The 12,381-nt window shown below is 61.1% G+C and carries 9 protein-coding genes; 7 read left to right on the plus strand and 2 right to left on the minus strand.

The features are described from left to right. Window positions 1–37 precede the first annotated feature (37 nt). The 7 genes from QZ292_RS03980 to QZ292_RS04010 all read left to right on the plus strand — a co-directional run bounded on the left by QZ292_RS03980 (window position 38) and on the right by QZ292_RS04010 (window position 9,758). Window positions 38–2,704 carry an SLBB domain-containing protein gene (locus tag QZ292_RS03980; protein WP_294598128.1) on the plus strand — a complete coding sequence of 889 codons (2,667 nt, stop codon included), beginning with the start codon at window positions 38–40 and terminating at the stop codon, window positions 2,702–2,704. A gap of 21 nt (window positions 2,705–2,725) precedes the next feature. After that, the gene (locus QZ292_RS03985; RefSeq protein ID WP_294598130.1) at window positions 2,726–4,027 is read left to right on the plus strand and encodes a glycosyltransferase N-terminal domain-containing protein; all 1,302 of its coding nucleotides are present in this window, start codon (window positions 2,726–2,728) and stop codon (window positions 4,025–4,027) included. 78 nt (window positions 4,028–4,105) lie between these two features. Then, the gene (locus QZ292_RS03990; RefSeq protein ID WP_294598132.1) at window positions 4,106–4,960 is read left to right on the plus strand and encodes a hypothetical protein; all 855 of its coding nucleotides are present in this window, start codon (window positions 4,106–4,108) and stop codon (window positions 4,958–4,960) included. 169 nt (window positions 4,961–5,129) lie between these two features. Next, window positions 5,130–6,548 (plus strand): RNA polymerase factor sigma-54, encoded by a 1,419-nt coding sequence (rpoN, locus tag QZ292_RS03995; protein WP_294598134.1) that lies wholly within the window; start codon window positions 5,130–5,132, stop codon window positions 6,546–6,548. An 87-nt stretch (window positions 6,549–6,635) separates the two neighbouring features. Continuing rightward, entirely contained in the window at window positions 6,636–8,180 is a 1,545-nt protein-coding gene (locus tag QZ292_RS04000; RefSeq protein ID WP_294598136.1) for a hypothetical protein, read from the plus strand. 11 nt (window positions 8,181–8,191) lie between these two features. After that, window positions 8,192–8,980: an acetylglutamate kinase gene (argB, locus tag QZ292_RS04005; RefSeq protein ID WP_294598139.1), complete on the plus strand. Its 789-nt coding sequence runs from the start codon at window positions 8,192–8,194 to the stop codon at window positions 8,978–8,980. Between the two features lie 13 nt (window positions 8,981–8,993). Next, on the plus strand, window positions 8,994–9,758 hold the full coding sequence (locus tag QZ292_RS04010; RefSeq protein WP_294598141.1) for a biotin--[acetyl-CoA-carboxylase] ligase: 765 nt from the start codon (window positions 8,994–8,996) through the stop codon (window positions 9,756–9,758). Between the two features lie 67 nt (window positions 9,759–9,825). On the opposite strand, the gene QZ292_RS04015 is transcribed toward QZ292_RS04010, so the two are convergent. Next, entirely contained in the window at window positions 9,826–10,959 is a 1,134-nt protein-coding gene (locus QZ292_RS04015; RefSeq protein WP_294598143.1) for an aminotransferase class III-fold pyridoxal phosphate-dependent enzyme, read from the minus strand. Window positions 10,960–11,292: 333 nt separating this feature from the next. Then, window positions 11,293–12,285 (minus strand): N-acetyl-gamma-glutamyl-phosphate reductase, encoded by a 993-nt coding sequence (argC, locus tag QZ292_RS04020; RefSeq protein WP_294598146.1) that lies wholly within the window; start codon window positions 12,283–12,285, stop codon window positions 11,293–11,295. Window positions 12,286–12,381 lie beyond the last annotated feature (96 nt).

Below are 12,381 nucleotides of genomic sequence, written 5' to 3' on the forward strand. Positions count from 1 at the left end.
ACATCAAAGATAGTATAAAATATTATCTTTGCCGAAAATGGCAATTTTATCCATGAAGTGGCACCTGTTTTTAGTCTCCGCGCTGGGCGGCGGCATGATGTGGGCGGCCGGCCTCTCTACGGCTTCGGCCCAAAACCGCGAAATCACGCCGGAAATGATCCGGCAGGCTCAGGCGGCGGGGTACAATCCCAACCTGCGCGAGGGTTTGGAAGGGCTGGGCGATCTGGAAAAGCTGAAAGAGAAAGTCTCGTCGTCCGATAAAAGCTCCGGCAAGGAGAAGACCGGCACGAAATCGACCTCGACGGATCGGACGCGGAAAGATTCCGACCTGAAAAACCTGGAATACGACCGACGGAACAACGGGGTGGACACCCGCGGTTCGGCTTACCAGCGGGAACAGGAGCGGCAGAACGACTACCGGGTACGCACCATCCGGGACAAGGACGGGAATCTGGTGGATGCCGAGACGGGCGAGATTTTCGAAACGGCGGACGGCACGGTGACGGCTGCCGGCAAACAGAATATGACGGCGGGGAGCCGGATGGTGCTCGACCCGCGGCTGGACGCGCTCGGGCAGCTGACGCCGGAGGAGGCGCAGCGGCTCAAGGAGGCGGAAAAACGGATCCAGGACTCCATCCTGCGCAACAGCGTCTTCGGCCGGGAGATCTTCTCGGCGAGGAACCTGACCTTCGCGCCGACCTATAACCTGCCCACGCCGGCCAACTACGTGCTGGCGGGCGGAGACCGGCTCTTCATCGACCTGTGGGGCGACGCCGAAGCCAACTACGACCTGAAGGTGAGTCCGGACGGGATCATCGTCATCCCGGATGCCGGAATCGTGCCGGTGGGCGGACTCACGATCGAGGCGGCGGAAAAACGGATACGAAACAAACTGGCGAACTCGGTGTCGGGGCTCAACGACGGCTCGGTGCAGCTCAAGCTGTCGCTGGGCGACATCCGGTCGATCAAGGTCAACATCATCGGCGAGGCTTCCATGCCGGGGACTTATACGCTGCCGTCGCTGGCCACGCTGTTCAACGCCCTGTACGAGGCAGGCGGGGTGAGCGACATCGGCTCGCTGCGGAGCATCAAGCTGATCCGGGGGAACAAACAGGTGGCCGAGCTGGACGTCTACGACTACCTGCTGGGCGGGAAACAGGAGGTGAACGTCGGGTTGCAGGACAACGACCTGATCGTGGTGCAGCCGTACGAAAATCTGGTCAAGGTGACGGGGAAGGTGAAGCGGCCGCGGATCTATGAACTCAAAAAGGGCGAGACGGCGGCGAACCTTCTGGACTATGTCGGGGGATTCATGGGAGAGGCGTACAAAGACAACCTGACGGTGAACCGCAAGTCGGGACGGATGATGAGCGTGCACAACGTGCCGGCCGAGGATTTCGCAGTCTTCGCCATGGCCGACGGCGACAGCGTGACGGTGGGCGAGGTCATCCGGCAGTATGCCAACCGGGTGACGATCGAAGGGGCGGTCTGGCGGCCGGGAGACTATGAACTCGACGACAGCACGGTCACCCTCCGCCAGCTGATCGAACGGGCCGAAGGGGTTCGCGGCGACGCACTCATGAGCCGGACGCAGATCGTGCGCCTCAATGACGACTACACGTTCACTGTCGAGGCGGTCGACCTGCGGGGACTGCTGGACGGGACGGTGGCGGACATCCGGCTCAGACCGGAAGACCTGGTGCGGATTCCGTCGATCAACTCGCTGCGCGAAGGGTACACCATCGATGTCAAAGGAGAGGTCAATACGCCGCAGACGCTGCTCTATCGCGACAACATGACGATCGAGGACGCCATCCTGATGGCCAACGGGCTCAAGGAGTCGGCGTCGCTGGCCCGGATCGAGGTGGCGCGGCGGGTGAAGAACCCCAACTCGACGGAACAGTCGGATCGGATCGCCGAACTCTATCAGTTCAACATCCCGGCCGACCTGGGACTCTCGGCCGAGACCGCTTCGTTCAAGCTCCAGCCGTTCGACCAGATCTATATCCGCCGGTCGCCGGGATACAACGAACAGACCAGCGTCTTTGCGCAGGGCGAACTGCTTTTCAGCGGCGAGTACGTCCTCTCGACCAACAACGACCGTCTGAGCGACTTGGTGGCCAAAGCAGGGGGGCTGACCTCGGAAGCTTATGCACCGGGAGCCTACCTGAAACGGAAGCTGACCGAAGAACGGCTGGCCCGGCTGGAGACCTTGTCCGACCTCTCGGCCCGGGGACGGTCGGCGACGGGAGACACGATCGTGCTGAAACAGATGGAGGTGGGAGACTACTTCCCGATCGCCATCGACCTGCCGGCCGCCCTGGCCAATCCGGACGGACTGGACAACCTCGTGCTGGAGGACGGGGACATGCTGATGGTGCCGAAATTCAACAACACGGTGACCATCAGCGGGGCGGTGCTCTACCCGTGTACCGTCACCTACGTCGAAGGACAGAAAATTAAAAACTATATCGCCCGCGGAGGGGGATATGCCGACCGGGCCAAGAAACGGCCGTTCGTGATCTATGCCAACGGTCTGCCGGACGCCAAGCGCGGCGGAAAGTGGCCGAAGGTGGAGCCGGGGTGCGAAATCGTCATCCCGTCCAAGCCGCCGAAGGGACGCGGGATGAGCGCGGCCGAAGTGATGGGCCTGATGACCAATACGGTCTCGATGGCGGCGATGCTGACCTCGATCATCAAGTAATCACCCGGATTGGAATCGGCCGTGAAATATCTGTATAACTGTTCCATACGCGCTTTCAGCCTGGCCATCGCCCTGGCCGCGCCGTTCCACCGGAAAGCACGGCTGCTCCACCGGGGGCGGAAGGGTCTGCTGCGGCGGATCGAGCGGGCGGAAACCGCGGCCTCTTCGGCGGGAGGGGGATTGCAGACCATATGGGTGCACTGCGCCTCGCTCGGGGAGTTCGAGCAGGGGAGGCCGCTGATCGAGGCGATTCGGGCGAAACATCCGGTCGGAACGCCGGATTACCGGCGGATCGTACTGACCTTTTATTCGCCTTCGGGATACGAAATCCGGAAAAACTACCCGGAAGCGGATGCCATCTACTACCTGCCGGCCGATACGCCGCGGAATGCGAGGCGGTTCGTGAGGGCGGTACGGCCGGAGCTGGCCGTTTTCGTCAAATACGAATACTGGCACAACTACCTCTCGGCGTTGCGGGAGTTCGGGGCGAAGAGCTGCGTGGTGTCGGCGATTTTCCGGCCGGACACCGTCTTTTTCCGGAACGGCGCCATGGGGCGGTTCATGCGCCGGACGATCGGACTGCTCGACCGTTTTTTCGTCCAGAACGAAGATTCGGCACGATTGTTGGGCTCGATCGGATTCGGGCCGGAGCGGGTGACGGTGAGCGGAGACACGCGGTTCGACCGGGTCGCGGCGCTGGCGGCTTCGGCGGCGACTCGGGAAATGCCGTGGGTGGAGACTTTCGTGGAGGGCGTTCAGAGGCCGGTGATGGTCTGCGGGAGTACCTGGGGGCCGGACGAGGAGATATTGCTCGAACTGATGCACGCACGGCCGGAAATGAAATTTATCGTGGCGCCGCATGAGCTGGAGTCGGCGCGGATCGACTCCCTCATTGCGCGGAGCGGACGGAAAGGAGTGCGGTACACACATCTGGCTGCGTCCGGCGACGGATCGACGGAAATTTTGCGGGAGGCCACGCTATTGGTGATCGACACGATCGGGATGCTGTCGGGCGTTTATCGGTACGGGCAGCTGGCCTATATCGGCGGAGGGTTCGGACGCGGGATACACAACACGCTGGAGGCGGCGACGTGGGGGATACCGGTGCTCTTCGGGCCGAAATACGAGGCTTTTGCCGAGGCGGTGGAGCTGGTGGCTTTAGGAGCGGCGGCCTCGGTGTCGGGGGCGGAGGAGCTGAAGGCGACCGTGGCGGCGTGGACGGACGACCCGGAAAAGCTGCGGGAGCGGGGAGCATCGGCTGCGGAATATGTCCGGAGCCGCGCGGGAGCGACACAAAAGATACTCGGTGCGCTGGGCTTGTGACGGCGCCGAAAGGACGGCGATTTTGTCAGTAATTCTGAAATCACTACATTTGCTCACGTAATAAACCAGTTACGCGCTATGTCAAGATTCATCATACGATTCGCACTTCCGGTTCTGATGCTCGGAGGGGCTGTTCTCTTCTCCTCGATCGAGGAGCTCCCGGCCCGGAGCCGCCGGGCTGCGCGGCAGCGGGCCGAAGCGCTCAGCTACCAGCAGGCCGGAGGCGTAGCACCCAGGAAAGGGGAATGGGTCGACCCGAACGCCACGGTGGTACGGGGTACGCCGCGCGCCCAGCTCAACCCGTCGGGACGGCTGGTCTGCAACCTCTCGGAACGGCGGGCCGAACTGCAGCGGCAGGTGGATATGCTCGGAGCCGAGCTCCGGACGGCACGCGGGCCGCGGGCACGGAAGATCACCAAAGAGCTGGCCGAGCTGGCCGATCAGATCGCCGTGCTGGATCGGAAACTCGAATCGCTGCCCCAGGAGAGGACTTTCTCGGACATCTACTCCAGCGGACGGTCGTTCAAACACTTCGTCGACTCACTCGTAGACCTCCGGATTCAGGAAGAGGGATATGTCAAAGGGCCGGGCGAAGTGAGCGCGACGGAACGCTATATGGCGGCACCGGCGCCTCAGCCCCAGCAGTCGATGATTCCGGCCGAGTCCAGAATCGTCTTCCGGATTCAGGTCGGGCTGACGGCACGGCCGAGCGAAAATACCTACTCCGACGTGGAAGGAGTGCGGATGGTGCGGCGGCCGGACGGGAAATACGCCTACTACTACGGCGCCTATCCGACCCATGCCGAGGCACAGGCGGCCTGCCGGCATTTTCGGGCGACGCATCCGCGATACCGGGACGCCTTCGTAGTGGCTTTGCAGGGGGGCAAACGGATCAGCGTGCAGGAGGCGATGCGCCTGACCGGAGGGATGTAAGACACGACAAGGGGGACTCCTCTCCGAACACATCTCTCCCGATTCCCGGCGAAAATTCCGATCGCCGCTCGTCCATACGAAACGAGCGGCGATTCGCGTTTGAAAAAATCAGCCCGAAAATCCGTACATTTGCCCGAATTACCGTTTATACGCATACAACCGAACTTTTATGGCGGCCATCAGTCAAAGTTTAGAACAGAAACTCCAGCAACGGCTCTCGCCCCAGCAGATACAGGGAATCAAGCTGCTGGAGCTGCCCACGCTCCAGCTCGAACAGCGCGTCAAACAGGAGATCGAGGAGAATCCCGTCCTCGAAGAGGAGGAGCGCGAACCCGAAACGGACGAAGCGCAGCTCACGCTGGAAGACTACCTCCGGAACGAGGAGAGCGCCGCATCGTATAAGCTCAAAGTCAACAACACCTCCAAGGACGACGACCGGAAGTCGCCCACCTTGTCGCAGGGGATGTCGCTGCAGGACTTCCTGATCGAACAGCTCGCCTACCACGACCTCGACGAACGCGAGATGACCATCGCCCGCTTCATCATCGGCACGCTCGACGACGACGGCTACCTGAGGCGGCCCATCGCCTCGATTACCGACGACATCGCCTTTACGCAAGGGGTCGAAGTGACCGAAGAGGAGGTGGAACGGATCGTCGGCGTCATCCAGATGCTCGACCCGGCCGGGATCGGGGCGCGGAACCTCGGCGAGTGTCTGATCATCCAGCTCCGGGCTTTGCGTGAGCAGACACCGGCCGTGAAGCTGGCCATCGCGATCCTTTCCGACCACTACGACGCCTTCCTGAAAAAGCACTACGAACGGATGATCCGGCGGTTAGGGGTGACCGAAGAGGAGTTCCGGGCGGCACTGGAGGAGATCATGCACCTCAACCCGAAGCCCACCAACGGCTATGCCGACGAGAGCTCGGCCGCATCGCCGAACATCGTGCCCGACTTCCTGCTCGACTACAACAACGGCAACTTCGACCTCCAGCTGGCATCGCGGAGCGTGCCCGACCTGAAGATCAACAGCAGCTACCTGCGGATGGCCGAACGGGCGATGAACACCGCGGAACAGAGCGAAGCGGACAAGGAGGCGCTGCAATTCATCAAACAGAAGATCGAGTCGGCCAAGTGGTTCATCTCGGCCCTCAAGCAGCGGCAGGAGACCCTGATAAAGACCATGCGGGCTATCCTCCACTTCCAGCACGACTTCTTCGTCGAGGGGGACGAGGCCAAGCTCCGGCCGATGATCCTCAAGGACATCGCCGACGCCACGGGATTCGACATCTCGACCATCTCGCGGGTGGTCAACAGCAAGTACATCCAGACCCACTTCGGCGTCTTTCTGCTGAAATACTTCTTCTCGGAAGGGATGCTCACCGAGAGCGGCGAGGAGGTCTCCACGCGCGAGATCAAACGGATTCTGGCCGAGGCGATCGAACACGAAGACAAGCGAGACCCGCTGACGGACGAAGCCCTGATGGACACCCTGACGGCCAAGGGATACAAGATCGCCCGGCGGACGGTGGCCAAGTACCGCGAGATGCTCGGCATTCCGGCATCGCGGCTCAGGAAAGAGCTGTAACCGGCTTCCACACCCTCCAGCCCGCTGACCACCCGTAAAACAGCTACCTTTTTATAACCCCGGCGCACCGTGCGCCCCTTTGTCGATATGAAGAACTACCTCCGCTACGCTTTCGGACTGGCCCTGCTGGTCGTCCTGATGACCGTCGGACTGAACTATATTCCCGAAAACGCCGTCCGCGCCGTCGGGCTCAAACCCGTAGACATTCTCGCCGACCTCAACCGGGGGAACACCGTCGGGGAGCTCGACCAGCTCGTGGGCGAAACCGAAGCCGGACGACGGCCGGAGGGGGGAGAGTACGTAGCCCGTTCGGTCTCGGAGCCGGACACCGTCGCTTCGGCGGAGGGCGACAGCACGCGCGCCGTGAGCACCATCTTCGTGGAGCCGGAACCGGAGCCGGAAGAGACGGGACGGACGGCGACGGATACGACCCGGGCCCTTTTCGACACCACGCTACCGGGCGTTCCGGCACCTGCCGACACGACAGCTGCCGAAGAACGAGCGGGCGTGACGACGACACAAACCACGCAACCGACACAGGGGGTGATTCCGATCGCGGACTACTCGTCGGACGGAAAGATGCTGCGGAACTTCATGGAAAAACTCGACCGGACGCGCAACATGCGGCGGCCGGTGCGGATCGGATTTATGGGTGACTCGTTCATCGAGGGCGACCTCCTCACCTCGGACTTCCGCGAGCTGATGCAGACCCGATACGGAGGCGGAGGGGTCGGTTTCGTGCCCATTACCTCGCAGGTCGCGGGATTCCGCCAGACGGTGGGACACAAGTTCGGCAAATGGAAACAGAGTTCGATCGTCAACAACAAATCGGGCGCCTACACCATCTCGGCCTTCCGCTACACGCCGTCGGAGGACAGCTACGTGGAATACAAAGGCTCGTCCAACAAGAAACATCTGGATCGTTTCAAACGGGCCCGGCTGCTCTTCATCAGCAAGGGGCAGTCGGTGGTGCGGGCGACGGTCAACGGCGAACGGGAGTTCCTGCTCAACACCGAACCGTCGGAGGCGCTCCAGGAGATGACCATCGACGAGGATATCCGGACGATTCGCTACTCGGTCAACGACGTCGAGGGTTTTACGGCCTACGGGGTCTTTCTGGAGAATCCGACGGGTGTCTGCGTCGACAACTTCTCGGTGCGGGGCAACCCGGGAACGGTCATGGGACGGATCAACCCGACGCTCACGAGCCAGTTCGGCAGCCTCTCGCCGTACGACCTGATCATCCTGCAATACGGTCTGAACGTGGTGTCGAGCCAGGTGACGGACTACTCGACCTACCGCAAGCAGATGGCGGGGGTGGTGGAGCACATCAAGCGGTGTTTCCCGGGGGTGGCGATTCTGGTGATGAGCGTGGGCGACCGGGCGACGCGGGACAATGGAGCGTTCGTGACGATGCCGGGCATCCGTGCGATGGTCTCGACGCAGGAGGAGGTGGCCAAGGAGTGCGGGGTGCTCTTCTGGAATACCTACGACGCGATGCGGGCGGCGGGCGGCATGGGGACTTTCGTCAAAAACGGATGGGCGGCCAAGGACTATACGCACATCTCGGCCCGGGGCGGCAAGAAGATCGCCACGGCCCTCTACGACGCATTCCAGGCGGCAGGAAAGTAATTGCAACGACGATGAAAACACTGAAAGTCATCAAGATCGGCAGCAACGTGGTCGATCATCCGGAGAAATTACAGCAGTTTTTGCGCGACTTCGCGACGCTCGAAGGACGCAAAGTACTGGTACACGGCGGGGGAAAGGTGGCGACGGCCATGGCCCGGGGGCTCGGCATCGAGGCGCAGATGATCAACGGGCGGCGGGTAACCGATGCCGAGATGCTGCGCATCGTCACGATGGTCTATGCGGGCCTGATCAACAAAAATATCGTGGCCGCTTTGCAGGGAGAGGGGTGCAACGCACTGGGGCTCTGCGGAGCGGACGGCCGGCTGATCCGCTCGAAACGGCGACCGGTGACGGCCGAAGGGATCGACTACGGTTTCGTGGGCGATCCGGTCGATTTCAACCTCGACACCGCCGCGACACTGATCGAAGGAGGTTTGGTACCGGTCGTGGCGCCTATTACTTTCGACGCGGAGGCAGGGGGCGGTTTGCTCAACACCAACGCCGACACGGTGGCGCAGGCGGTGGCGGTGGGGCTGGCGGAACGGTATGCCGTCGAGCTGGTCTACTGCTTCGAGAAACGGGGAGTACTCAGGGATGTGGAGGACGACAGCTCGGTGATCTCCGGCATCGACCCGGCCCTCTACGAACGACTCAAGGCAGACGGGGTGGTGGCGGACGGGATGCTGCCGAAGCTCGACAACGCCTTCGCGGCCATCCGGTCGGGGGTAAAAAGCGTGGTGATCTGCGCGGCCGAGCGGCTGACGATGCCGGGCTACGGGGGGACGACGCTGACCCTTTGATCGACGAAAAGTCATGGAATTTCGGATCGTACAGTTAGAGGAGGTCACCTCGACGAACGACGTGGCGATGGCTTCGCCCGCTTCGTATCGCGAGGGGACGATCATCGCGGCGCGGCGCCAGACGGCGGGACGGGGACAGCGGGGAAACCGCTGGGTGAGCGAGGCGGGGATGAACCTGATGTTTTCGCTGGTGCTGGAGCCGACACACGTGCCGGTCGAACGGCAGTTCCGGATCAGCGAGGCGGCGGCGCTGGCCGCGAGCGATGCGGTGCGGGCGGTGACCCGGGGGGCGGTGGCGTGCGATATCAAGTGGCCGAACGACCTCTATGTCGGCGACCGGAAGCTCGGCGGGATTCTGATCGAACACTCCCTGCAAAGCGAATACCTGAGCCGGTCGGTGATCGGCATCGGCATCAATGTGCGGCAGCGGGAGTTCGATCCGTCGCTGCCCAATCCGACCTCGATCGCCAACGAACTGCCGCCGGATGCGACGCCGGTCGCTCCGGACGAGCTGTTGGCCGCGTTTTGCCGGGCTTTTTCGCCGCGTTACGCAGCATTGGAGAGCGGGGACGGGTGCAAGGCGTTGCACGCCGATTTTACGGCCCGTTTGTGGCGGGGGAAGGCTCAGGAGAGATATCCTTATCGCGATGTCGCTTCGGGAGAGCGGTTCGAGGCGGCGGTGGCGGGGGTGGATGCGGATACCGGAGAGCTGATTCTGCGCCTCGCTTCGGGCGAGATACGGCGATACTGGTTCAAGGAGGTCGAAGCGATCTTTTAATTGCAAAATCGGGGCTCTATTCCGAGAAGGAATAGAGCCCCGATTCATATCTCCGTCCCGGAGAAGATTACGCCAGCAGCTTGCGCAGCGAGGCCAGCAGCCGGTCGCAATGCGCCTGCGTAATGTTCAGCGCGGGCAAGAGCCGGAAGGTGTTCTTGTCGGACGACGAGCCGACGAAGATGTGTTCGTCGAACAGGAGCCGTTTGCGGAACGGGGCGCTCTCTTCGTTCAGTTCGACGCCGATCATCAGCCCTTTGCCGCGCACCTCCCTGATGTTCGGCAGCTTCCGCAGCTCGGTCATCAGGTAGTCGCCCATCTTTTTCGCATTCTCCACCAGTTTGTCTTCGGTCATCACCTCGGCCACTGCCAGCGCAGCTGCGCAAGCCAGGTGGTTCCCCCCGAAGGTCGTCCCGAGCATGCCGTATTTCGGAGCAATGTGCGGCGCAATCGAGACCGCAGCCACCGGAAACCCGTTCCCGATCCCTTTGGCCATGGTGTAGATGTCGGCATTCACCCCCGCCCAGTCGTGGGAGTAGTATTTCCCGGTCCGTCCGCAGCCGCACTGCACGCTGTCGGCGATATACAAGGCACCATATTTATCGCAAAGCGACCGAATCTTCCGCAGGTAGTCGTCGGAGGCGATCCGGATCCCGCCGACGCCCTGAATCCCTTCCAGAATCACGGCGGCAATCTCGTTCCCTTGCGTGGCAAAGAGTTTTTCGAGCTCCTGCTCGTCGTTCAGGGTGACGAAAATGACGTTCTCCGTCCGGTTCACCGGCGCGGTGATGTTCGGATTGTCGGTCGCGGCCACAGCGAGCGAGGTCCGCCCGTGGAAGGCGCCGTGCATGGCGACGATCTTCTTCCGACCGGTGTGGAACGAGGCGAGTTTCATGGCGTTCTCGTTGGCCTCAGCTCCGGAGTTGCACAAAAAGAGCTGGTAGTCGTCATGTCCGGACAACTTGCCGAGCTTCTCGGCGAGCTCCCGCTGGGCGCTGATCCGCACGGAGTTGGAATAAAACCCGACTTTTCCGAGCTGGTCGGTCAGCCGCTTCACGTACTGCGGATGGGTGTGTCCGATCGAAATCACGGCATGACCGCCGTAAAAATCCAGATACTCTTCTCCTTTCTCGTCCCACACGGTGGAACCTTGCGCCTTCACGATCTCGATGTCGTAAAGGGGATATACGTCAAATAATTTCATGATCTGTAGTATTTTATGAATTCGCTTATTTGCACCTTACCGGGAGGGTACTGTTCTTTTTGTTCACAAAAAGAACCAAAAAAACTTTAGAGGATGCTTACGCATCCTAAAGCTGCCGGCGGCCCAACTCTCGGACTCTTCTTTGGGCCGGGAGTTGTAGCGCGCAATAAGGTTTAGCTCGCATTAGCGCGCTACAACCCCGACCCAAAAGCAATCTCGAAGATTGAGGACTGCGGAGCCTAAGGCAGAGCGTAGCTATCACGAAAGTTCTTTGGGTACCTTTCTTTCAAGAAAGGTACAGTCCCATGCGGGTAGATACGAATAAATGAACTATTAAAAAGCCAGCGGTTTGAGTTGGAGTCCCATCGTTTCCGGCAGGCCGCACATGAGGTTCATGTTCTGCACCGCCTGTCCCGACGCCCCCTTCAACAGGTTATCGATCACCGACATAATCAGCAGTTTACCCTCATGCACCGTCAGGTGGAGCAGGCATTTGTTGGTGTTCACGACCTGTTTCAGCGAAATCGCCTTGTCGCTGACGTGCGTAAACGCCGCCGGAGCATAGTAGTCCTTGTAAATCTGCTGCGCCTCCTCCAGCGTCCCGGCGAAATCGGTGTAGACCGAAGCGATAATCCCGCGCGTAAAGTCTCCGCGGTACGGGATGAAGTTCACAGCCCCGTCGAAAGCCGGTTCGAACGTACGGATCATCTGCCCCACCTCGCGCAGGTGCTGGTGTTCGAACACCTTATAAGTGGAGAGGTTGTTGGCGCGCCACGAAAAGTGCGAGGTCGCGGCGAGCTTCTGCCCCGCCCCGGTCGAACCGGTCGTGGCCGAGATATGCACATCCCCCCGAATCAGCCCTTTGGCGGCCAACGGCAGCAAGGCGAGCTGCAGGCAGGTGGCGAAACATCCCGGATTGGCGATGTTTTTCGCCTTTTTGATAGCATCGCGGTTCTGCTCCGGAAGTCCATAGAGAAACTCGTGCCCGTCGGTCGCCGTGTCGGGCACGATCCGGAAGTCCTGCGAGAGGTCGATAATCCTCACATCGGCGGCAATCTTATTAGCCTCCAGGAATTTCCGGGCGTCTCCGTGACCGACGCACAGGAACATCACGTCCACTTTCGGCAGCTGACCGACCGGTGCGTCGGTGAACCGCATCTCTGTATCGCCGAACAAATCGGCGTGCACGTCGCTCACCAGATTCCCGCCGTTCGAGTTGCTGTGCACGTACACCAGCTCGACGCCGGGATGGTGAATCAACAGCCGAACGGCTTCGCCTCCGGTATATCCGGCTCCGCCGATAATCCCTACTCGTATCTTCTCCATAATTTTAAAACTTAATCATTCGATTATTTGTACTTGCCCAAGAGGGTACTGTTCTCTTTGTGAACAAAGAGAACCAGAAAAACTTTAGAGGATGCT

The sequence above is a fragment of the uncultured Rikenella sp. genome (genome assembly GCF_910577125.1).
Classification (GTDB): domain Bacteria; phylum Bacteroidota; class Bacteroidia; order Bacteroidales; family Rikenellaceae; genus Rikenella.